Below are 20425 nucleotides of genomic sequence, written 5' to 3' on the forward strand. Positions count from 1 at the left end.
GGTATAATGGCGCAAGCTCCGCACAAGAATTTACACATAATCCGCTGTTATGCGAAATTATAAGTTANTGAATTTATGTCAAATATTACCATTCAACATATCACTCCACGACATTTTTATGAGGCTGTAAAACTCTTGAAACAAACAGATCATCACATCAGATTTAGTTATGATACGGTTGAGATCCGTTTTGTTTTTGACAGATTAGAAACAGCAGAGCAGACACAAGCGAGATTTGAGCAAATGGAGCATTTAGGGGAATTTTTGAAGGAACTGACAAATTCACCAGTTCCTGTTGATTTAAATGATTTTGTCCGAAAGTATCGTTATCAACCAAAAAGAGATTTTTTAATAGGCGTTGATTTAGCTGTTTATTTTGATGATTTTAAGGATAGATGGTTTTAGTACTTCATCTTTGCCATTGAATTTTGAGATAGTAGAATAGTAGTCATCTACAATTCTGACAGCAATAACATCAGATTCGCAAGTTGCAGTGTACATTTCTTCTTTAGTTTCAATTTTACCCTGTTGATTTCTATAACGTTGTTCAAAGTGAACTTCAAATTTACTCATAAATTTCTCCTTTTATTTTTCAAATCTTAAAATGTTTTTTTGGATAATTTCATCCACTTCTTCATGTGTTGAGTTATTAGGTACTAAAGAAATAAGGGTATCCTTATTTCTTTGAATAGTTCTTAATTCATGTTTTCTTAGCACATACTCTAATTCATGGTCTTGGTTTTTGTTAAAATATTTGTAATCACTTGGCATATTAGCCTCCTTTTGGTTGTTAAAATTATTCATAAAAAGTTCGGGAGTTCTGTTACACCCGAACTTTACCGCAATATTCTGCGGTTTAGATCGGTGATTGACCTGTTTTTTCTAACCAATTTTTTAGAAACTCATTACTATCCAAAATTGATTTTATGTAATTTTCATCTTCATGATCAGCTGTTGCTATTAGGTAATTATCGTTGATTAGCTTAACTTCTCTTTGATAGGTCTCTTCATCTAAATATAAATCATACGTTCCCATTCTTGAAATGCCAACATTTAAGTTGATTAATTCAAAGTATTCTCGTGCCATTCTTCGGAAAAATAGTTCTTTTTCATTGTTATAGATACTATTTTTAATAGAGAAGAATATATGTTGATAGTGATTCAATGAGTTAGGGATAGGAAAATCAAGAGTGATTTGTGTTTCTTCAGGAACTGAGAACCCCTTTTCTTCTAATTTTTTAATGATGGTTTGATTGATAAGCTCAATATTTTTTCTACTTAGCTGCCTAGTATCGTAAGAAAGTCTGAAGTATTTCATTTGTTTTCCTTTTTGTTTGCAAAATTGATGTAATCATCTTCAGTAATGTTATCTAATCCCTTCTTAATTAAAATTTTAAGAATCTCGGTATCTTTTATACTCATTTTTGTAAGCACAACAGCTTTAACATGTTCTTCTTGGACTTTTTTCCAAGTTAGATCATCAATATGTTTAGTTGGCATTTTTTATTCCTATCTTTATCAATATGAAAAATCATATCATTTCTTAGAAAAAAAGAAATTATTTTATTGACATCTAAGAAATGAGATTATTATAATCTGGTCAAATCTAATTTCTAAGAAAAAAAGTTTTATTTCTTGAGGGTGGTTTTGTGAGCTTATTTATTGACTGGTTAGAGATAGAGCAGGATTTTGGGATAGAAGTTTCCGAAGATCTATTACTCTCTATTTATGGTCAATATTTAATGGTTGTCACTGAAGGTGGTGAGATTCAAAAAAGTAGAGTTACGGGTAAGTATCATCATAAAGGTAGTTATTGTGATGAAGTAAGTATAAAAATATCCGGTTCCATTATTAGAATGGCCGGGAATCCAAGTAGATGGGGTAGAGTAGAGAATGTTTTTGGTTTCGATACTGTAGATAGCTGTGTTTCTTGTTTTAATTCAATTCTTTCTTCTCTTAAATTACCTATTTTTACTCGTTGTACAGAAATTTTTTATCGTCAGGGTGAAGATGGCTCTAAAGTTTCAAAATTTTCAAATGGCGCAATTATTAAACGTCTTGATATTACAACAAATAAAGCTGTTGGGCAGGATAATGAGCGTACATTTTTAAAAGCTTTATCTCAAATGCGTTATCGTAATTCTATTGGGAGACTTCATACAAATGGTTGTACAACTGATTGGCTTAGTGAAAAAGGAAATGCAAATCTTATATATCCAAGTTGCTACATTAAACATGAAGAAATGCGAATTCATTCTTATGAAAAGATTAAGCGCAAATTTGGTGAAGAATCAAAAGAATTTAGATATTACAAAAGTGTTTATGAATATTGTAGAGAAAATGGTGTAGTCCGTTTTGAGCAAAAATTAAGATCTAGATATTTGCAGCGTGAAAATTTGTGTTATTGGGGAATTAGTGATTTTTCAGTATTAGAAAACTTACAGAAGGAATTTATTGATATGTATAAAAAGTTAAATGTAAGTCAATACGATTTAGAAACTATTGCTGAACAATTAGTTTCTCAAGGGATTGTAGATACATTAAGAAAAGCGACAACTTCAGCATATTATGCAATGTTATGGGCTAGTGGTAAAGAGCTAGGTTTAAAATCTCGTCAATACGAAACTCATAGAGCAAGATTAAGAAAAATAGGTATTGATATTGCTAACCCTTGTGATGTTGAGAAGTTCCAAGCCGTTAGAGTTATAGCCTGTGAAACTATTATTGTTCGTCCGTTTAAAGCACCTGATTTTTATCAATTTCCAAGTAACGCTCCTCAGTTACGTTTTGTTGTTTAATTATTTTTTCATCATCAATTAGGAGAAATCAATTATGCGTACCGGTTTTTATATTGTCGGCATATTAAAAGGCTACAAATCATCATCTTTTACTAACCGCGAAACAGGGGAAGTCAGAGAGCGCCACAATATGGGGGTTCAACTGCAAGAACCTGATGGTTATGGCGGCTATAATACATCAATACAAGAAATTAAGATTGATGATCGTTCTATGAATGATGTGTTAAGAAATACTATTAACCGCTTAAAAGATAAATTAGTTATGGTTCTTGTTTACCCACGTGAATGGGCTATGGAAAATGGCCGTAAGGGGATTACGTACAATTTTGATGAAAGCTCAATTATAGAAGAATTGAAATAATGCGTGAATTTATTCAAATGATTGGTGCAAGTTTTATTGGCTGTAGCCTTGCTCTAATAATTTTTTATTTTTTGGTATTTCATTTATGAGCAATGAAATAGAGATTACAACCAAATTCTGTCATCCTTATATGAATTTCGGTGGTGTTGATGGTTGTAATGATGTGGTTTTGAAAGTCCCACAAGTTGAAGCAGTTAAATTGCAACAGGTGGAACATTCAAAGGGCGAAACAGCAGGAATAGAGTATTACCCTGAATTCTTTGCTGTTTCATTTTCAATCACTTTGCTTTTTTGGCTTGTTGCTAAATTCGGTTGGATGATTATAGAAACAATCAAAAGAGCATAGTTAAAGAAGGAAAACATTATGTTGAAATTTTTGAAAAAGACAAGTGGAAAAGTCGCTGTTGCAACAGCTGGTTTATTAGCCTCTACAATGGCGTTGGCTGAAACACAATCAGTTGATTACACATCATTAACCTCAAAAATTGATTTTAGCACGGCAATTACGGCGGTTCTTGGTGTTATTGCTTTAGTTGTTGGAGCATTGGTTGCTTGGAAAGGTGGGCAGTGGATTATTAAAGCCGTTCGAGGTGCATAGATTAAAGGGGGCTTATAGGCTCCCTTTTTAATAAGGGGGATAAAAATGACTTGGCAAATGATATTTTTTATTTCGGGCTTATTATGTGCTTACGTTGTTATTCGTGGAATAGATGGCTGATTTCTTTTTTATTGATTTTATTTGCATCAACTGTCAATGCAAATACGCATACCACAGAAAACATTAATAAAATCTTGTTAAAAGATAAAATGCAAAAAATGTTTGATATTTCATACAGTGCAACAAAAAATTTACCTATGACATTAGATGACGCCAATGCATTAAAAAAAGCCAATCTATTACGTTCGATTGCTCAAAAATCAAGTCGTGCGGCACTAGCATTGGGTAAAAGACATCCTGTAACGGCATGTGTGGCTTTGGGGGCTAATGATGTTTTGGTTGATGGTTTAATTGATGAAGCATTTCAAAAGTTTACTTCAGCAGAGAAAGATGAAAAAGGGTTTTATGTGTGGGTAAATAACCCGGATACCGGATTGAAAGAAAAATTTTATTTAGATGATGAGCCAACAGAAAGACAACCTATGTTTGTTTATCGGAAAGAGAATGAAATTATTTTTTTCTGGAAAAGTGAACAATACAAAGAATGTAAAAATCAAGACTTTGAGGTTGTTTTAAATTGTACATTGGATAAATCAGAAGAAGATTTTAGAAATGATTCGCTTTTTGTGGTCAGTAATGTAACGTCATCTGCTTCATTAGAAGAAGAAAATAATGATTTTAAAAGATATGACATGACGATTTCTTATTGTAGTTTAGGTGATTGTGATGGCAGTTTTTCTTCAAAATTAACATTTAGTAGAGAGAAAAAAGAAATAGAAATCACGAAAAAATATAATGCGATTGCTGGATCTGATGGTAGCGTATTAGTTAAAGGGTTATCAAATAATAAACCATTTATTAAATCTTCAGATGATATAAGTATATTTCTTAATAATTTAATGAAATTGAATTACCGAAGAAGAAAGGAAAATAATGGATTATGCTTTTTCTCCTTTAATTGTATCTCAAGTCATTCCGAATGAAACATTAACTAAAGATGATATTTTAGGTTTCAAATATAAAGAAGATATGTTTGATAATCCTAAAAAGAATAATAATTCAACAGGAGGAAATTCCAGTTCATCAAAAAATGATCATACGTCATCAAGTAATGAAACTTATGGAGATCCTATTTATCCAGAATTAGAGCCTCCTACGGCATACCAAATTTTAGAACCACTTAAACAATTTTTCCCAGAATTACAAAATATCCATATTCAGAAAAAAGGTGTAGCTTGTCCAACATGGTCATTTAACGCCTTAGGTCATACTTATACAATTGATAGCCATTGTCCAATTTTAGAGAAAAATAGAAGTATATTATCAGCTTTATTTATTTTGATTTGGTCAATCATAGCTATTAGAAGATTGTTAAATGCATAGGGAGGGGAATATATGGGAAGTTTAATATTGCGTTTATTTAATGGTTTGTTAGGGTTTGTTTTTAAAGGACTTGTTGCAAAGTTTTTTGTTTTCTTTGCTTTGTTTTATATTACAACTGAATTTATTCCTGTTGTTATTGATTTATTTATTCCTCAAAATTTAAAAATTAATTTCCAACAATTATTTAATAATCTACCGAATGATATATGGTATTTCTTAGAATTATTAGAAATCCCTTTTGGTATATCGTTGTACATTTCAGCAATACTTGCAAGATTTATTATTAGAAGAATTCCGGTGATAGGATAGTTTTATGGCAATTTTAGCTTATGTTGGTATTCCTGGAAGTGGTAAGTCTTATGAAGTTGTCAGTTCCGTCATTTTAGAACATTTTAGAAAAGGGCGCCGAATTGTCAGTAATATCGAAGGTGTAACTCATCAAAAATTAGTTGATTATTGTGTATCAAATGGGGCAAAGATTGAAGATTTAGGTGAATTTATCAGTGTTGATGATGAAACCTGTCAAAGGGCTGATTTTTTCCCTTATAAAGGAGCAGATGAAACCATTTGTAAAGCTGGGGATCTCATTTGTATTGATGAAGTTTGGCGTATTTTTCCAAGTGATAAAATTCATGAAAATCACCGTTCTTTTTTGGCTGAACATAGGCATTTTACTCACGAAATAACGGGAGAATGTTGTGATTTGGTTGTAATTAATCAATCCATTTCCCAATTGCCCCGATTTATAAAAGATCGTATTGAAATGACTTATCAGATGTCGAAATTAACCGCATTAGGAATGAGAAGTCGCTATAGAGTAGATGTTTTTACTGGGGCAAAAACTACCAAAACAAATAAAACACTTCAACTACAACGTAAATATGATAAATCTATTTTTCCATTATACAAAAGTTATGATGGCAATAATGGTAAAGAAAATGTTGTTGATGATAGAGGAAATATTTTTAAATCGTTTCAGTTTAAGATAATGATAGTGCTGATTGTTGTTTTGGTTATCTTTGGGTATTACGGGTTCGCATCTTTCTTTTCAAATAGTCATAGTAAATTAGTTGACGGCAAAGAACAAAAATCACTACAGCATGACAACCTATCATCAGTAGATGTGAAAGCACCTATTTATATTGCACCTAAATTATCTGAAAAATGGCGAATAACAGGAGAATTAAAAAAAGAGGGGAAAGAATTTGTCATTCTCATTGATACTCAAGGTCGGCTACGATTTGAACCTAGAAATGCGTTTAATTTTAGTGGTCGAATGTTGGAAGGAAAAATTGATGGTGAATTAGTTAATTATTATTCAGGGGAAATAAAATGAAGCGTTGTTTAACGATATTTTTCGCATTTTTGTCAGTGTCTGTAATTGCTAAAAATGTTGATTTTAAATTAGAAGCTGTGCCATTACCTAAAGCAATATCAACGATTTATGATGAAGTATTAGAAAAACCTTATATGCTTGATCCTAAATTAGCTGGGGATACAAGATTAATTAGCTTTCATACTACTGAAAAACAGGATTTTAATCAGTTCATTGAACGCTATTTTGACAATATGAAGATCAAAGTTTATGAGAAAAAAGGCGTGGTTTATATTACCCACGTTGAGCCAAAACCAGCGAAAATAGTCAAGAAGAGTTTTGTTTATAATCCTGTTCATCGTGATACTGAATATCTTGCCCAATTTGTTCAAGGAGAAGGCTCAGTTTCAGCCAGTGGCGATAAACTTGTCTTTTATGGCACAAATGAAGAGATAGCGAGAGCAAAAAGTGTATTAAAATCGGTTGATACAAAGTCTAAAGAGGTTGTTGTAACAGGTTATGTCTTTGAAGTACAAGATATTGAAAAAGAGGGAAGTGGCATTAATTTATTGGCGAAATTGTTATCGGGTAAACTTGGTATTAATATCGGTTATAAACAAAACTATGAAAATTTTATCACTGTCAATGCTGGTAATTTAGATGCAATGATAGAGTTATTTCGCACAGATAGCCGTTTTCAAGTAGTGAGTAGCCCAACTTTAAGGGTTAAATCAGGCTCAAAAGGAAATTTCTCTGTGGGGTCTGATGTACCCGTTTTATCTAATCTCACTTATCAAGATGGAAGACCTATTCAGGCTATAGAATATCGTTCTTCCGGTGTTATCTTTGATATTCAACCGACCATCAAAAACCAAGCGATTGATTTGAAAATCCAACAGCAACTATCAAATTTTGTTAAAACTGATACAGGCGTCAATCAATCCCCAACTCTGATAAAACGAGATATTGTTACCGATGTTACAGTAAAAAATGGTGATGTGATTGTTCTCGGCGGACTTGCTGAAAATAAACTAACAGAGGGGGAGACAGGGTTTTCATTTCTGCCAAAAGGTTGGCTAACAGGGAAGTCAAAATCAAGTACAAAGACAGATATTATAGTACTCCTTCAGGTGAAGGAAATTTAATCTTCCTTTTTTTATAAAAAGGTATGGTAGTATTCAGGTTTGATTGTGTTGTAAATGTCAAACGAATGCTATGAAGAATTTTCTCTATTTTAATTTCAAAGGGATGATGATAGTTCTATCATAACCTGTTGTTCTATGGGTATTAATAGTATTATCGAATTAGATGAAAAATTAGGAGGAACTTCATTGTTTTTTGTTGTATGTTTTTCATTGACAGGTATTTTAGATAGTAATAACAATACCGATTTAAGGGATAAATTATTGGATATTAATACTGACATGTGTGAAGGAAGAAAAGATTTTATCTTGTTTGATTATTTGTCAGAGTTTTTAAGTTTCTGTTTAAAAAATAGCTATATTACCCAAAAAGAATACAACTTTTTGTCTCAATTCAAATTCTATTACAAAAGAGATGGTGTCATTAGATTAATTTAATTCCCATAAAAAATAAAGCTACGCTCGCAACGATGTGAGGACGTAGCTTTATTTTTTATGGGAAAAAGGTTCTAATAATGACATTGTCACAAATTGGCATTTTATCTAATTATTTTTCGCTTGCGAAAAATGGAAGGGCAAACCGGCTGGATTTGCCCGTAAACCTTGCTCGATATAATTTGAAAAATTGACTGTTTTGCGGTGCTGTCAGTTTTAAAAATCCCTGAATATTTGCCGCACCTGCCGNAAAATAAAAATCTTAATTTCTCACCAAAACCGAATAAAACCCACCTAAAAACCTTTACATTCTGATNACAAATCATTTTGCCTAGTCAATAAAATGATTTAAAAACCCGTTACAACGCTTAAAAACCGCTTTATTTGTCTTGTTTAACTAGTATTTGTGACCTGTGTGTAACTCTGTGATTTATTTAACCCGTAGTTTTCACTCACCTTATCACCAATTTCGCATAATAAGTATTATGTTAAATTAACTTTAAGATAATGTCACTTTTGAGTGTTTGTTTTTCTACTCTATTATTTAAGAAAAAATTAGATAGATCTAATTTTGAGTTTTAAGAAAATAATGGCTAGTTTTATTGAAAATATATACTGATGGCTAAAAACTAAATTTCAGTAAAATCGGTTTCAAAGTAATAAATAAGATAATAAGGAAGGTGTTAATTTGTTATATCCTATTAGGGTTATAAATGAGAATAATTTCTTTTGTTTTTTATTTTTAAAATTAATAACTTATAAAAAATAAAATGTAAAAAATATTGAAAATTCTCATTTATCTATCTAGAATGTCTTAGATTCATTATTTTCATCAATCAAGTGGAAAGGAGCTAGTTATGCTTAATCAAGCAATTACAAATAAACTGAATGAACAAATTAATCTGGAGTTTTATTCTTCTAATGTTTATCTACAAATGAGCGCATGGTGTTCAAAACATGGTTATGAAGGTGCAGCAGCTTTTTTACTTCGTCATGCGGACGAAGAATTAGAACATATGCATAAATTATTCCAGTATGTAAATGAAACCAGCGGTATGCCACTTTTAGGTAAAATTGAAGCGCCGAAAAATGACTATACATCATTAAAAGAAATATTTGAAATTACCTTAGAACACGAACAGCTTGTTACTTCAAAAATTAATGAATTAGTTGAAGTGACTTTTGCAAATAAAGACTACTCTACTTTCAATTTCTTACAATGGTACGTAGCTGAACAGCATGAAGAAGAAAAATTATTTAGTAGCATTATTGATAAATTTAATTTGGTCGGTGAAGATGGTAAAGGTTTATATTTCGTCGATCGTGATTTAGCAACGTTAGAATAGGAGAAATAAGATGTTATCAGCAAATGTGGTAAAACTATTAAATGATCAAATGAATTTAGAATTTTATTCATCTAATTTGTATCTTCAGATGAGTGCATGGTGTGAACAACAGGGGTTTGAAGGTACGGCAAAATTCTTATCTGCACATGCTGCAGAAGAAATGCAACATATGCGCAAATTATTCACTTATTTGAATGAAACCGGCGCATTGGCTATTATTTCTGAGATTGAAGCACCACCTCACGAATATAAATCATTAAAAGAAGTGATTGAAATTACTTATCAACACGAAAAATTGATCACCAATAAAATCAATAAGTTAGTTGGTTACACTTTTGAAGAAAAAGACTACTCAGCATTCAATTTCTTACAATGGTACGTAGCTGAACAGCATGAAGAAGAAAAACTTTTTAGCGGTATTTTAGATAAACTTAATCTTCTTGGTGAAGATGGTAAAGGCTTATTCTTAATCGATAAAGATTTAGGTAATCTTGCTGGTTTGAAAAGCTAAATGATTCAAATTGAAAGCTCGGGAGTACCGAGCTTTTTTTAGTTTTACCACTTTTCTAATGCTTTTTTATCAGAGTCTTGAGACTCAATCCATCGCTCTCCTTTTTTGGTTTGTTCCTTTTTCCAAAAAGGAGCTTTTGATTTAAGATAATCCATAATAAACTCATTGGCCTGATAAGCATTACCTCGATGTGCAGAGCTCACACCGACTAGCACAATTTCATCACCGGTATGTAATAGCCCAACACGATGAATCACCGCAACCCGCTGAATATCCCAACGTTGTTTGGCTTCAAATACAATTTCCCTCAACGCTTTTTCTGTCATTGCTGGATAATGCTCCAAATAGAGGCTGGACACGTCATCACCCAAATTAAGATCACGAACTTTTCCCACAAAAATAACTACCGCACCAACGGAATGCTGTGCTGAAAGCCATTGGTAAACCTCGTTTTGATCAAACTCTGCTTCTTGTACAGAAATATTAATATCACTCATATTAGCCTCCTGTCACTGGAGGGAAAAAAGCAATTTCATCGCCGGATTTAATAGTACTTTCAAGTGGCATTAAAGTTTGATTAATCGCCACAAGCAGTTTTCCTTTTTCCAGTGCTAATGCCCATTTGTCACCTTGTTTAGAAAGGTTTTGGCGTAAGGCTTCTGCGCTAGAAAATACCCCTTCCACTTTAATTTCATCTAGCCCGATAATTTCACGTGTCTGACCAAAAAACAATACATGTAACATCTACTACTCCGCTAAAAAATGACCTGATTTTCCACCGCTCTTTTCAAGTAGGCGAACTTGTGAAATCACGATATCTTTTTGCACTGCTTTGCACATATCATAAATGGTCAGTGCTGTAACACTCGCTGCTGTTAAGGCTTCCATTTCTACCCCTGTTTTTCCCGTAAGTTTGCAAAGGGATTCGATACGAACTTGGTTCGTTTCAACTAAAGGTTCTAAGCTGACTTCCACTTTTGAAAGTAACAAAGGATGACATAATGGAATCAGTTCCCAAGTGCGTTTTGCTGCTTGAATACCGGCAATGCGGGCGGTAGCAAATACATCACCTTTATGATGTTGTCCAGTTAAGATCATAGATAATGTTTCTTGTGACATTGTAACTAAGGCTTCGGCACGTGCTTCGCGTACCGTTTCAATTTTGCCGGAAACGTCCACCATATTGGCTTCGCCCTGACTATTAATATGAGTAAATGTTGTCATAATTTAAAAAAGTGCGGTTAATTTTGAAAAAGTTTTTGAATCTTACCCACCAATAGAGGCAAGATGGTTACGGATACCACTATCACCTTGGTGTAAATAATGATGTTCACGTTTACCTTGTAAAGCAGCAAAAATTCGAGCTTGTAAAAGTGTTTGATGTTCATCAGATTGTAACAAATCACGTAATTCAATACCTTCTTCGCCAAATAAGCAAAGATGTAGCTTTCCTTTTGAAGAAACCCGTAAACGATTACAACTTGCGCAAAAGTTTTTTTCATAAGGCATAATTAAACCGATTTCGCCCTTATAATTAGGATGGTTAAAAACTTTTGCCGGGCCGTCCGTTAATGTTTTTTGCTGTTGTTTCCAGCCTTGAGCAATTAATTTATCAGCAAGAATTTGCCCGGAAAGATGATAACGATGGAAAAAATGATCCATTTCTCCCGTTTGCATCAATTCAATAAAACGCATTTGAATCGGACGATATTTCACCCAATCAAGAAATTGATTAAATTCAATATCATTTAAATTTTTCATCAATACCGAATTAACTTTGATTTTCTCATAGCCTACTTCAAATGCCCTTTCAATTCCACGTATTACATCGTCGAATTTATTAATACCAGTAATTTGGTGAAACATTTTCGGATCGAGGCTATCTACGCTCACATTGATGGAAGTAATGCCTGCACGTTTCCAAACATCAACATCTTTTAACATACGATAGCCATTTGTAGTCAAAGCCACTTGATTGATACCTTCTATTTGAGCAATATTTTCAGTAATCGCAAGAAAATCCTTACGCAAAGTTGGTTCGCCACCGGTTAAACGGATCTTTCTCGTCCCCATATTGGCAAAAGTCTGTGCGACACGGGTAATTTCACTCAAAGTGAGAAAGCCGGGCTTGTTTGTTTCCGGTTGGTAGCCGTTTGGTAAGCAATAGTTACAACGAAAGTTACATTGATCGGTAATTGACAGCCGTAAATAATAGTAAGTACGTTGGAATGCATCGACTAAACGCGAGCTTCCCACGTTTTTTATTGGAATTGATTGCATGAGACACCTTTCTAAAATGGAGAGGATAAGCCGTTTCCAACGTATCCCTGAATAACAAACATCGTTATTGGCATTGCCGTCATATTCTTGAGAACTTAGACTAAACAAGCTCGGAGTTATGCGATAGAATATTTCTAGTATTTTAAAAGATTCTTGTGAAAAAACACAATGAATTCATCTGAACTTCATCATAAATTCAGTAAATTCTTTTAAATCAATTATATAAAAAAATATATAATGATTGATGTCTTAATTAATTTTAGGTAGAAAAATTCTATGTTGGATTTTACCCCATTGGGTCAATATAAATATTTAAATAATCAACGCGTTGTGGCGATTGGCGGCGGACACGGTTTAGGGCGGATAATGTCTGCTTTAAGTTTTATGAAAGAACGCCTTACCGGCATTGTTACGACCACAGATAACGGCGGATCTACAGGACGCATTCGTTTACAACAAGGTGGGATTGCTTGGGGGGATTTACGAAATTGTTTAAACCAAATCATTACCGAGCCGAGCACCGCATCAGCCTTATTTGAATATCGTTTTAGCGGTCAAGGCGAATTGGCCGGTCATAATTTGGGTAATTTAATGCTAAAGGCGCTCGAAAATATGCATGTTCGCCCACTTGATGGTGTAAACCTCATTCGAGATTTATTGCGCGTTAAATCATATTTAATTCCGATGTCTGAAAGCCCCGTCCACCTTGCAGCAAGCCTTGGAGCTGGTTCCAGTATTGTGGGAGAAGTAAGTATTGATAATTTAACCGAAACGCCACAATCATTATTTCTTATTCCATTGGTTCAGGCAACGCCGGAAGCCATTCAAGCAATAGAGCAAGCCGATGTTATTTTATTCGGGCCGGGAAGTTTCTTAACCAGTATTATGCCTCCTCTGCTTTTATCCGATATTGGCAGCGCAATTCGCACAAGTACGGCGAAAAAAATTTTTATTGATAACTTAGGTATTGAATTAGGTACTGCCGCTGCCCTTTCTTTAACTGAGCGTATCCATTGGATTCACCATACTGTCGGCGCAGACATTCTTGATGGTGTTATAACTCCAATACAGGAAAAAAGTGCGGTTGATATTTCAAGCATTTCTTCGGTAAAAATACTCGAAAAACGCTTAAATGCAGATGATGTCAGTTACCGTCACGATCGAACATTACTTGCAAAGGCGATTGATGAAATGTTGGAAGAATTGAATTAGGTTTCACCGCACAATTAAAATATAAAAGTGCGGTCAATATTGAGATTATTTTTTCATAAACACATAAACATTCGTGAAACCGTTTTCTTTTAAATACAAGGCTTGCAATTTACTCATCACACCACGTTCACAATACAACATATAATTTTTGCTTTGATCCAGTGAGCTAAATTGTGATGAAAGCTTATAAAACGGCATTTGTATAACTTCGTGGTGATCCGATTTAAACGGTTTTTCATCGGTTTCTTCTGGGCTACGAATATCTAAAATGACATCGTTTTCACTTAGCTCTGAAGCAGTATCAACTTCCACCACTTCTTTTTCCGTTTCTTCTGCAATTTGACGAATATCTAAATATTGCGCATTTTCTACCGCACTTTCTAAAATAGAAAAATTAAAATTGCTTTCCTCAGCAAGAATTTTCTCACGCACCGCTTTGATAGTTGGATTTTTCGAGATCACACCACAGAATTCAGGCATTGATTTTGCAATATCATCAGTCCCAATTTCTTTCGCCATAGCAATAATTTGTTCTTTATCATGGGTGATAAGCGGGCGTAACACCAAGGCATCTGCGGCTTCATCAATTAAGCGTAAGTTGGTTAAGGTTTGGCTGGATACTTGTCCCAAAGCCTCGCCGGTTACAATAGCTTCAATATTAAAACGTGCAGCCATTTTACTTGCCGCCCGTACCATCATACGTTTTAAGACAACGCCCATTTGGCCGTTATCGACTTTCTCTAAAATCTCACCGACTACCCCTTCAAAATTGATCGCAATAAAGCGGACTTTGTGGGATGAACTATAACGTTGCCAAATATGATAAGCCATTTGTTTTACGCCAATTTCGTGTGCCGCCCCGCCAAGATTAAAGAAACAATAATGCACGCGTGAACCTCGGCGAACCAACATATAACTTGACACACCGGAATCAAATCCCCCGGAAATCAAAGATAGAACATCTTCCTGTGTACCAATGGGATAACCGCCGATACCGGCATGACGAGCTTTAACCAACATCATTTTGTCATCTTCAATATCAATACGTACAGTGACATCAGGATTTTTTAACCGCACTTTTGCACTTTCAATATGTTGGTTTAAACCGCCGCCGATATAACGTTCTGCTTCAATGGAGCTAAATTTATGCTTGCCTTTGCGTTTTACCCGAACACAAAATGTTTTGTTTTGGAGCTGGGCTTCTACATCAGCAAGAGTGAGTTCAAAAATATGGTGTAAATCAGTGAAAGTTTTTTCCTCCACTTCTAAAAAATGATGAATTCCCGGAATGCGTTGCAATAATTCGATTAATTTTTCACGGTTCTTTTCATTTTTTGACCGCACTTCAATATAATCCCAATGGCGAACGACCGCAGTTTCTTCATCATATTTTTGCAGAATATTACGTATATTACTGGTGAGAATTTTGGCGAAACGTTTACGCACGGTTTCGCTTTTAATCATAATTTCAGGGAAAAGTTTAATAATAAATTTCATAGGAATAGAATTTGATAAAAAACGCCGGATATTTTACGCAAAGAAAGGGAAAAGTCCACAAAGCAAAATCAAGTGTAAGTTTTCCAATGAGGTTTTTGAAATAAAACTTTAACATCCGATAAAATAAAGTACAATGTTGCATATTTTCCATAAAAAGGAACACTAAATAATGGCTCGCAAAGCAGTAACATCACAAGATTTTGAAACCACATTGATGCAACTGGAAACCATTGTTTCTCGTTTAGAAAGTGGCGAATTGCCTTTAGAAGAGGCGTTAAAAGAATTTGAACAGGGAATAAAATTGGCACAGCTGGGTCAAGAGCGTTTACGACAAGCAGAACAGCGTATTCAAATTCTTTTGCAAAAAAGTGAAGATGCACCTTTGAGTGATTATCAAGGAAGCGAGTAAAATGAACCAATTTCCACAACAATCCAAAAATATTCAACAACGGATTAATTTATTTTTAGAGGCACAATTTGATGAAATTGAAAATCATGGTGCACCATTACGTGATGCGATGAAATATGGTTTATTGCTGGGAGGAAAACGGGTTCGGCCTTTTTTAGTTTATGCAACGGGAGAAATGCTCGGTGCAAATGAACAATCTTTAGATTATGCCGCTGCTGCCATTGAAACCATTCACGCTTATTCCTTAATTCATGATGATTTACCGGCAATGGATAATGACGATTTACGTCGGGGTCATCCAACCTGTCATATTACTTTTGATGAAGCCACCGCAATTTTAGCCGGTGATGCACTGCAAACTTTCGCCTTTGATATTCTCACCCAAACGCCTCACATTTCAGCGGAACAAAAACTGGCGTTAGTTCAGACTTTAGCCCAAGCTTCCGGTGTACAAGGTATGTGTTTAGGGCAGAGTTTGGATTTAATTTCTGAACATAAACAAATCAGTCTTGAAGAACTGGAAATAATCCATCGTAATAAAACCGGTGCATTGCTTACTGCTGCCTTAAAACTGGGATTTATTTGTTCCCCACATTTTGCAGATAGCACATTAGAACAATCGCTAACGCGTTATGCCGAAGCCATTGGGCTCGCCTTTCAAGTACAGGATGATATTTTAGATATTGAAGGCAACAGTGAAGAAATTGGCAAACCTGTCGGTTCGGATTTAAGCTTGGGTAAAAATACTTACCCGAAACTCCTCGGATTGGAGGGGGCAAAGCAAAAAGCTCAAGATTTATACCAAACCGCGCTATCCGAATTGGATAAAATCCCCTTTGATACCAACGCACTTCGTTCCTTGGCTAAATTTATCATTACAAGAAAAAGTTAATTGAGACCGCGTCACAAATTAACAAAAAGTGCGGTTAATAATCACAAATTTTTGGGAATAACCAACATGAACAACTACCCTATTTTATCCCTTATTAATTCACCGGAAGATTTACGTCTTTTAAATAAAAACCAATTACCACAACTTTGCAATGAATTACGTAGTTATCTTTTGGAATGTGTTAGTCAGAGCAGCGGTCATTTGGCTTCTGGACTAGGAACGGTAGAACTTACTGTTGCATTGCACTATGTGTATAAAACGCCATTCGATCAACTTATTTGGGATGTGGGGCATCAAGCTTATCCTCATAAAATTCTTACCGGTCGCCGAGATCAAATGTCCACAATCCGTCAAAAAGACGGTATTCATCCTTTCCCTTGGCGTGAAGAAAGTGAATTTGATGTCTTAAGCGTAGGGCACTCCTCTACTTCTATCAGTGCCGGACTAGGAATAGCTTTGGCGGCAGAACGCGAAAATGCGGGGCGTAAAACCGTATGTGTCATTGGAGATGGGGCAATCACCGCCGGTATGGCATTTGAAGCATTAAACCATGCTGGAGCGTTGCACACAGATATGTTGGTTATTTTAAATGATAACGAGATGTCAATTTCAGAAAATGTGGGCGCACTAAATAATCACTTGGCGCGTATTTTCTCTGGTTCTTTTTACTCTACGGTAAGGGATGGCAGTAAAAAAATTCTGAACAAAGTACCAACCGTTAAAAATTTTATGAAAAAAACCGAAGAACATATGAAAGGGGTCATGTTCTCGCCGGAAAGTACGTTATTTGAAGAGCTTGGTTTTAATTATATTGGTCCGGTGGATGGACATAATATTGATGAATTAGTTGCCACTTTAAGCAATATGAGGAATTTAAAAGGTCCTCAATTCTTACACATTAAAACGAAAAAAGGTAAAGGCTACGCCCCCGCAGAAAAAGATCCGATAGGCTTCCACGGCGTACCAAAATTTGATCCGGCTTGTGGCGAATTGCCAAAATCAAATGCAAAACCGACTTATTCCAAAATTTTCGGTGATTGGCTTTGTGAAATGGCGGAAAATGATCCCAAAACTATCGGCGTTACACCGGCGATGCGGGAAGGTTCAGGAATGGTTGAGTTCTCCCAACGTTTTCCTGAACAGTATTTTGATGTTGCCATCGCAGAACAGCATGCCGTAACTTTTGCCGCCGGCTTAGCGATTGGCGGTTATAAACCGGTTGTCGCCATTTACTCAACATTTTTACAACGTGCTTACGATCAGTTAATTCATGATGTGGCTATTCAAAATCTTCCGGTTTTATTTGCTATCGATCGTGCCGGTATAGTAGGGGCAGACGGACAAACCCATCAAGGTGCATTTGATTTAAGTTTTATGCGTTGTATTCCCAATATGATTATTATGACACCAAGTGATGAAAATGAATGTCGCCAAATGCTTTATACCGGCTATAAATGCGGTAAACCTGCCGCAGTACGTTATCCTCGCGGTAATGCTTTAGGCGTGGAATTAACGCCTTTGGAAATACAGCCTATCGGTAAAGCCCGTTTGGTTCAGGAAGGGCAAAAAATTGCGATTCTAAATTTTGGTACGCTTCTACCTGCCGCCTTAGAAGCCGCCAAAAAATTAAATGCAACAGTCGTAGATATGCGTTTTGTGAAACCGATTGATGTAGAAATGATAAACATACTCGCACAAACCCACGATTATTTAGTGACATTAGAGGAAAATGCGATTCAAGGCGGTGCAGGATCGGCGGTGGCGGAAGTATTAAATTCATCAGCAAAACGAACCGCACTTTTACAGCTTGGTTTGCCTGACTACTTTATTCCACAAGGTTCACAACAAGAAATGTTGCATGAATTGCAGCTAGATGCGGAAGGAATTGAAGCACAAATCCTTGCTTTTACAAAAAACTAGATGTTTATTAAATTTTTTTATTATTTTTTAAAGAAATGTGAACTAACTCACAAAATAACAGTCTGATAAATTGCTAGTGCACTGCATGTTTGCAGTTTTTTAAATTGTTATTTAATTTTAAGACCTCCTCCGCTATTCACAATGGATAGCGGTTTTTTTATACCCTAAACTAAAGGACGCCCCCTGCGTCCCTTTTCGTCCTTTTCTTTTCATTATAATTGTTGATAAACTCTCATTGCATGGGCATCCGACATACTCGCAATATAATCACAAATCACACGCTTTTTCTGTTCATCCGGAGTGTTTTGCCATTCTTCAGCGGTATGACGAGATAAAAGACGAATCGGATCGGATTCAAAAATTTGGAACATTTCTGTCAGCATTCTCTGCCCTTTGTATTCAATTCTCTGCGTATCAACACCACGGATAACATATTTCCAAACGAATTTTTTAAATACATCAAGTGCCATCACCACCTCTTCCGGTAACTCTGCGTTATAACGTAACAAAGGTTCATCAAAATTATCGGTTAATGTCCAACGAACATTGATAATAAAAAAATTTACTAATGCCCCTATAGCATTTTTTCGTTCAAAATGTTTGTCAGAAAAGAGCCCTTGGCTAATACTTTGGATATTTTTTTGTAACCATGGATAAGGGATTTTCTCCAGTGCTGAATGGGCTTCTTGCCATTGGTGCTGATTCACCATTTTGGTGACAATAGCGTCTTCTAAATCATGCACGGCGTAAGCAATATCATCTGCTAATTCCATAATACTGCAATCAAGAGATTTAAATCCGGTTTTTAAAAACTCGGCAGGATTTGACCGCACTTTTTGCACTGAAGTAAATAAAGTGCGGTCATTTTCAGAGAGATTTTGCAACAACCAATGAAACATCGCTAAATCATCACGAAAAATACCTTTACCCGGTTTCCAATCGCTAATTTTCACATAACGGGCATCAACTTGGGTTAAATGAGGTAAATACTCATATTGTGGAGATGCGGTATCTAAAATTGTTGGATATTTGATCACCCCAAGCAATGTGCGGCGTGTTAAATTCATTCCGGCATTTTCTGTATAAGGTTCGAGCTTTGTCAAAATTCGAAAAGTTTGCGCATTACCTTCAAAACCGCCATTTTGATGCATCATAAAATTCAATGCCACTTCCCCCCCATGTCCAAAAGGCGGATGACCAATATCATGGGCAAAGCAAAGGCTTTCGATTAAATCATTGCTGGGTAACAACCCTTTAAGCTGTTTTTGTAGCTCCGTTTGTTCCCAATTTAATTGTTTGGATAAATGGCTAAATGCTTCAGCATATTTAAGTTGCGCCACCAAACTACTCCCAATTTGTGCTACTTCCAGAGAATGAGTTAAACGGGTTCGATAAAAATCATTTTCACCAATAGCGTGAATTTGGGTTTTGGCTTGTAAACAACGAAATGCGGCAGAATGCAGAATCCGTCCGCGATCCCGACGAAATGGCGGACGATGATCTTTCTCACGGGGTAAATCGGGAATAAATCGTTCAGTCCAACTAGGTGACAAGGTATTTTTCATAAGGTTTATACAAACAAATAAATCATTTTAAACACCAATGGTGCAAGGATAGAACTGATAATGCCACAAAGTACCAAAGAAATCGAACTATAACTCCCCGCTTTCAGATTAATTTCCATACAACTTACAGTACCTAATGCGTGAGAAATAGAACCAACCGATAAGCCTATCGCCTCTTGGTGACGTAACCCTATTTTTTGCAAAATCAAATAACCGAAAATCGAACCCTGCAAACCGGCAAGCACAACACCTACTGCGGTAACGGCAGGAATCCCGCCTAAATGAGCGGAAACCTCCATTGCAATCGGCGTCGTAATGGATTTTGGTAGCACAGTAGCCACCATATCCGGTGTTGCCCCTAAAATTAACGCAAGGATTGCACCGGTAAACATAGAAAAAATAGAAGCGAGGACAACAACGGAAAGAATAATACGCCACTGTTTGGCAATTTGTCTTAATTGCTCATAGAGCGGTAAAGCGAGTGCCACGATGCTTAGGCTTAATAAGTGGTTAATTGGAGCATTGCCTTTCATATAGTCATCATAAGGAATTTTCCCCGCCACCAAAATCACAACCAAAATTAACACGGTAAGAATAAATGAGTTAAAAATGATTGATTTCCAACGTTTACTAATTTGGAGAGCAAGCCAAAATCCGAAAATTGTTAAAAAAGTATAAAAATAAAGGGGATAATTCATAGT

The 20425-nt window shown here is 35.3% G+C and carries 28 protein-coding genes and 1 riboswitch; of the genes, 17 read left to right on the top strand and 11 right to left on the bottom strand.

The annotated features are described in order from the left end of the window. Positions 1-75: 75 nt before the first annotated feature. A complete protein-coding gene (locus tag A3GE_RS10925) occupies positions 76-405 on the top strand; it encodes a hypothetical protein (RefSeq protein WP_018355514.1) in 330 nt (109 codons plus the stop codon). Here the strand turns inward: A3GE_RS10925 and A3GE_RS0101510 are convergent. The 4 genes from A3GE_RS0101510 to A3GE_RS0101525 all read right to left on the bottom strand — a co-directional run bounded on the left by A3GE_RS0101510 (position 364) and on the right by A3GE_RS0101525 (position 1500). Continuing rightward, positions 364-573 carry a hypothetical protein gene (locus A3GE_RS0101510; RefSeq protein WP_018355515.1) on the bottom strand — a complete coding sequence of 70 codons (210 nt, stop codon included), beginning with the start codon at positions 571-573 and terminating at the stop codon, positions 364-366. The genes A3GE_RS10925 and A3GE_RS0101510 overlap by 42 nt on opposite strands. A 12-nt stretch (positions 574-585) precedes the next feature. Then, positions 586-771 (bottom strand): hypothetical protein, encoded by a 186-nt coding sequence (locus A3GE_RS0101515; protein WP_018355516.1) that lies wholly within the window; start codon positions 769-771, stop codon positions 586-588. Between the two features lie 85 nt (positions 772-856). Next, positions 857-1318: a hypothetical protein gene (locus tag A3GE_RS0101520; RefSeq protein WP_018355517.1), complete on the bottom strand. Its 462-nt coding sequence runs from the start codon at positions 1316-1318 to the stop codon at positions 857-859. Continuing rightward, complete coding sequence (locus A3GE_RS0101525; RefSeq protein WP_018355518.1) at positions 1315-1500, bottom strand: hypothetical protein; 186 nt, start codon at positions 1498-1500, stop codon at positions 1315-1317. The genes A3GE_RS0101520 and A3GE_RS0101525 overlap by 4 nt, the downstream gene beginning before the upstream one ends. A 149-nt stretch (positions 1501-1649) precedes the next feature. Between A3GE_RS0101525 and A3GE_RS0101530 the strand changes: the two genes are divergently transcribed. The 12 genes from A3GE_RS0101530 (at position 1650) to ftnA (A3GE_RS0101585) (ending at position 9949) form a co-directional block, all read left to right on the top strand. Further along, positions 1650-2798: a phage/plasmid replication domain-containing protein gene (locus A3GE_RS0101530; protein WP_018355519.1), complete on the top strand. Its 1149-nt coding sequence runs from the start codon at positions 1650-1652 to the stop codon at positions 2796-2798. A 34-nt stretch (positions 2799-2832) separates the two neighbouring features. Beyond that, positions 2833-3159, top strand: coding sequence for a DNA-binding protein (locus tag A3GE_RS0101535; protein WP_018355520.1), 327 nt, complete (start codon positions 2833-2835; stop codon positions 3157-3159). Positions 3160-3244: 85 nt separating this feature from the next. Further along, the gene (locus tag A3GE_RS0101545) at positions 3245-3505 is read left to right on the top strand and encodes a hypothetical protein (protein WP_018355522.1); all 261 of its coding nucleotides are present in this window, start codon (positions 3245-3247) and stop codon (positions 3503-3505) included. Between the two features lie 18 nt (positions 3506-3523). Continuing rightward, positions 3524-3757 carry a hypothetical protein gene (locus A3GE_RS0101550; protein ID WP_018355523.1) on the top strand — a complete coding sequence of 78 codons (234 nt, stop codon included), beginning with the start codon at positions 3524-3526 and terminating at the stop codon, positions 3755-3757. Between the two features lie 50 nt (positions 3758-3807). Continuing rightward, positions 3808-4800, top strand: coding sequence for a hypothetical protein (locus A3GE_RS10930; protein ID WP_018355524.1), 993 nt, complete (start codon positions 3808-3810; stop codon positions 4798-4800). Continuing rightward, positions 4751-5200: a hypothetical protein gene (locus tag A3GE_RS10935; RefSeq protein ID WP_018355525.1), complete on the top strand. Its 450-nt coding sequence runs from the start codon at positions 4751-4753 to the stop codon at positions 5198-5200. Before A3GE_RS10930 ends, A3GE_RS10935 begins: the two co-directional genes overlap by 50 nt. A 12-nt stretch (positions 5201-5212) precedes the next feature. Next, entirely contained in the window at positions 5213-5509 is a 297-nt protein-coding gene (locus A3GE_RS0101560; RefSeq protein WP_018355526.1) for a DUF2523 family protein, read from the top strand. Positions 5510-5513: 4 nt separating this feature from the next. After that, the gene (locus tag A3GE_RS0101565; protein WP_018355527.1) at positions 5514-6536 is read left to right on the top strand and encodes a zonular occludens toxin family protein; all 1023 of its coding nucleotides are present in this window, start codon (positions 5514-5516) and stop codon (positions 6534-6536) included. Then, positions 6533-7660 (top strand): type II secretion system protein GspD, encoded by a 1128-nt coding sequence (locus A3GE_RS0101570; RefSeq protein ID WP_018355528.1) that lies wholly within the window; start codon positions 6533-6535, stop codon positions 7658-7660. The genes A3GE_RS0101565 and A3GE_RS0101570 overlap by 4 nt, the downstream gene beginning before the upstream one ends. A 135-nt stretch (positions 7661-7795) precedes the next feature. After that, entirely contained in the window at positions 7796-8095 is a 300-nt protein-coding gene (locus tag A3GE_RS0101575) for a hypothetical protein (protein ID WP_018355529.1), read from the top strand. An 854-nt stretch (positions 8096-8949) separates the two neighbouring features. After that, positions 8950-9438, top strand: coding sequence for a non-heme ferritin (ftnA, locus tag A3GE_RS0101580; RefSeq protein ID WP_018355530.1), 489 nt, complete (start codon positions 8950-8952; stop codon positions 9436-9438). Between the two features lie 10 nt (positions 9439-9448). Further along, positions 9449-9949: a non-heme ferritin gene (gene ftnA, locus A3GE_RS0101585; RefSeq protein WP_018355531.1), complete on the top strand. Its 501-nt coding sequence runs from the start codon at positions 9449-9451 to the stop codon at positions 9947-9949. Positions 9950-9993: 44 nt separating this feature from the next. Here the strand turns inward: ftnA (A3GE_RS0101585) and moaE are convergent, their stop codons facing one another. From moaE to moaA, 4 genes are all read right to left on the bottom strand, one after another. Continuing rightward, the gene (gene moaE / locus A3GE_RS0101590; protein ID WP_018355532.1) at positions 9994-10446 is read right to left on the bottom strand and encodes a molybdopterin synthase catalytic subunit MoaE; all 453 of its coding nucleotides are present in this window, start codon (positions 10444-10446) and stop codon (positions 9994-9996) included. Position 10447: 1 nt separating this feature from the next. After that, positions 10448-10693 (bottom strand): molybdopterin synthase sulfur carrier subunit, encoded by a 246-nt coding sequence (moaD, locus tag A3GE_RS0101595; protein WP_018355533.1) that lies wholly within the window; start codon positions 10691-10693, stop codon positions 10448-10450. A 3-nt stretch (positions 10694-10696) separates the two neighbouring features. Continuing rightward, positions 10697-11173 carry a cyclic pyranopterin monophosphate synthase MoaC gene (gene moaC / locus A3GE_RS0101600; protein WP_026215344.1) on the bottom strand — a complete coding sequence of 159 codons (477 nt, stop codon included), beginning with the start codon at positions 11171-11173 and terminating at the stop codon, positions 10697-10699. A 42-nt stretch (positions 11174-11215) separates the two neighbouring features. Beyond that, positions 11216-12229 (bottom strand): GTP 3',8-cyclase MoaA, encoded by a 1014-nt coding sequence (gene moaA / locus A3GE_RS0101605; RefSeq protein WP_018355535.1) that lies wholly within the window; start codon positions 12227-12229, stop codon positions 11216-11218. Continuing rightward, positions 12218-12357, bottom strand: a riboswitch (molybdenum cofactor riboswitch). It overlaps the preceding gene by 12 nt. 148 nt (positions 12358-12505) lie before the next feature. Between moaA and A3GE_RS0101610 the strand changes: the two genes are divergently transcribed. Next, positions 12506-13441, top strand: a complete 936-nt coding sequence (locus tag A3GE_RS0101610; RefSeq protein WP_018355536.1) for a gluconeogenesis factor YvcK family protein — start codon at positions 12506-12508, stop codon at positions 13439-13441. 45 nt (positions 13442-13486) lie between these two features. Here A3GE_RS0101610 and thiI read toward each other — a convergent pair whose 3' ends face one another. Next, positions 13487-14938 carry a tRNA uracil 4-sulfurtransferase ThiI gene (thiI, locus tag A3GE_RS0101615; RefSeq protein WP_018355537.1) on the bottom strand — a complete coding sequence of 484 codons (1452 nt, stop codon included), beginning with the start codon at positions 14936-14938 and terminating at the stop codon, positions 13487-13489. 169 nt (positions 14939-15107) lie between these two features. Here thiI and xseB point away from each other — a divergent pair, with 169 nt between their 5' ends. From xseB to dxs, 3 genes are all read left to right on the top strand, one after another. Then, positions 15108-15347, top strand: coding sequence for an exodeoxyribonuclease VII small subunit (xseB, locus tag A3GE_RS0101625; RefSeq protein WP_018355539.1), 240 nt, complete (start codon positions 15108-15110; stop codon positions 15345-15347). 1 nt (position 15348) lies between these two features. Beyond that, positions 15349-16239 (top strand): (2E,6E)-farnesyl diphosphate synthase, encoded by an 891-nt coding sequence (gene ispA, locus A3GE_RS0101630; protein WP_018355540.1) that lies wholly within the window; start codon positions 15349-15351, stop codon positions 16237-16239. Between the two features lie 66 nt (positions 16240-16305). Next, positions 16306-18159: a 1-deoxy-D-xylulose-5-phosphate synthase gene (dxs, locus tag A3GE_RS0101635; protein ID WP_018355541.1), complete on the top strand. Its 1854-nt coding sequence runs from the start codon at positions 16306-16308 to the stop codon at positions 18157-18159. Between the two features lie 212 nt (positions 18160-18371). Here the strand turns inward: dxs and A3GE_RS0101640 are convergent, their stop codons facing one another. Beyond that, positions 18372-19724, bottom strand: a complete 1353-nt coding sequence (locus A3GE_RS0101640) for an anti-phage deoxyguanosine triphosphatase (protein ID WP_018355542.1) — start codon at positions 19722-19724, stop codon at positions 18372-18374. A gap of 5 nt (positions 19725-19729) precedes the next feature. Further along, positions 19730-20422 carry a CidB/LrgB family autolysis modulator gene (locus A3GE_RS0101645; protein ID WP_018355543.1) on the bottom strand — a complete coding sequence of 231 codons (693 nt, stop codon included), beginning with the start codon at positions 20420-20422 and terminating at the stop codon, positions 19730-19732. Between the last annotated feature and the right edge of the window lie 3 nt (positions 20423-20425).

The organism is Rodentibacter pneumotropicus DSM 21403 (genome assembly GCF_000379905.1).
GTDB lineage: Bacteria > Pseudomonadota > Gammaproteobacteria > Enterobacterales > Pasteurellaceae > Rodentibacter > Rodentibacter pneumotropicus.

Coding starts and splice junctions, on each gene's coding strand:
- A3GE_RS10925 (WP_018355514.1), top strand. CDS start 76: ATGTCAAATATTACCATTCAACATATCACTCCACGACATTTTTATGAG.
- A3GE_RS0101510 (WP_018355515.1), bottom strand. CDS start 573: ATGAGTAAATTTGAAGTTCACTTTGAACAACGTTATAGAAATCAACAG.
- A3GE_RS0101515 (WP_018355516.1), bottom strand. CDS start 771: ATGCCAAGTGATTACAAATATTTTAACAAAAACCAAGACCATGAATTA.
- A3GE_RS0101520 (WP_018355517.1), bottom strand. CDS start 1,318: ATGAAATACTTCAGACTTTCTTACGATACTAGGCAGCTAAGTAGAAAA.
- A3GE_RS0101525 (WP_018355518.1), bottom strand. CDS start 1,500: ATGCCAACTAAACATATTGATGATCTAACTTGGAAAAAAGTCCAAGAA.
- A3GE_RS0101535 (WP_018355520.1), top strand. CDS start 2,833: ATGCGTACCGGTTTTTATATTGTCGGCATATTAAAAGGCTACAAATCA.
- A3GE_RS0101545 (WP_018355522.1), top strand. CDS start 3,245: ATGAGCAATGAAATAGAGATTACAACCAAATTCTGTCATCCTTATATG.
- A3GE_RS0101550 (WP_018355523.1), top strand. CDS start 3,524: ATGTTGAAATTTTTGAAAAAGACAAGTGGAAAAGTCGCTGTTGCAACA.
- A3GE_RS10935 (WP_018355525.1), top strand. CDS start 4,751: ATGGATTATGCTTTTTCTCCTTTAATTGTATCTCAAGTCATTCCGAAT.
- A3GE_RS0101560 (WP_018355526.1), top strand. CDS start 5,213: ATGGGAAGTTTAATATTGCGTTTATTTAATGGTTTGTTAGGGTTTGTT.
- A3GE_RS0101565 (WP_018355527.1), top strand. CDS start 5,514: ATGGCAATTTTAGCTTATGTTGGTATTCCTGGAAGTGGTAAGTCTTAT.
- A3GE_RS0101570 (WP_018355528.1), top strand. CDS start 6,533: ATGAAGCGTTGTTTAACGATATTTTTCGCATTTTTGTCAGTGTCTGTA.
- A3GE_RS0101575 (WP_018355529.1), top strand. CDS start 7,796: ATGGGTATTAATAGTATTATCGAATTAGATGAAAAATTAGGAGGAACT.
- ftnA (WP_018355530.1), top strand. CDS start 8,950: ATGCTTAATCAAGCAATTACAAATAAACTGAATGAACAAATTAATCTG.
- ftnA (WP_018355531.1), top strand. CDS start 9,449: ATGTTATCAGCAAATGTGGTAAAACTATTAAATGATCAAATGAATTTA.
- moaE (WP_018355532.1), bottom strand. CDS start 10,446: ATGAGTGATATTAATATTTCTGTACAAGAAGCAGAGTTTGATCAAAAC.
- moaD (WP_018355533.1), bottom strand. CDS start 10,693: ATGTTACATGTATTGTTTTTTGGTCAGACACGTGAAATTATCGGGCTA.
- moaC (WP_026215344.1), bottom strand. CDS start 11,173: ATGACAACATTTACTCATATTAATAGTCAGGGCGAAGCCAATATGGTG.
- moaA (WP_018355535.1), bottom strand. CDS start 12,229: ATGCAATCAATTCCAATAAAAAACGTGGGAAGCTCGCGTTTAGTCGAT.
- A3GE_RS0101610 (WP_018355536.1), top strand. CDS start 12,506: ATGTTGGATTTTACCCCATTGGGTCAATATAAATATTTAAATAATCAA.
- thiI (WP_018355537.1), bottom strand. CDS start 14,938: ATGAAATTTATTATTAAACTTTTCCCTGAAATTATGATTAAAAGCGAA.
- xseB (WP_018355539.1), top strand. CDS start 15,108: ATGGCTCGCAAAGCAGTAACATCACAAGATTTTGAAACCACATTGATG.
- ispA (WP_018355540.1), top strand. CDS start 15,349: ATGAACCAATTTCCACAACAATCCAAAAATATTCAACAACGGATTAAT.
- dxs (WP_018355541.1), top strand. CDS start 16,306: ATGAACAACTACCCTATTTTATCCCTTATTAATTCACCGGAAGATTTA.
- A3GE_RS0101640 (WP_018355542.1), bottom strand. CDS start 19,724: ATGAAAAATACCTTGTCACCTAGTTGGACTGAACGATTTATTCCCGAT.
- A3GE_RS0101645 (WP_018355543.1), bottom strand. CDS start 20,422: ATGAATTATCCCCTTTATTTTTATACTTTTTTAACAATTTTCGGATTT.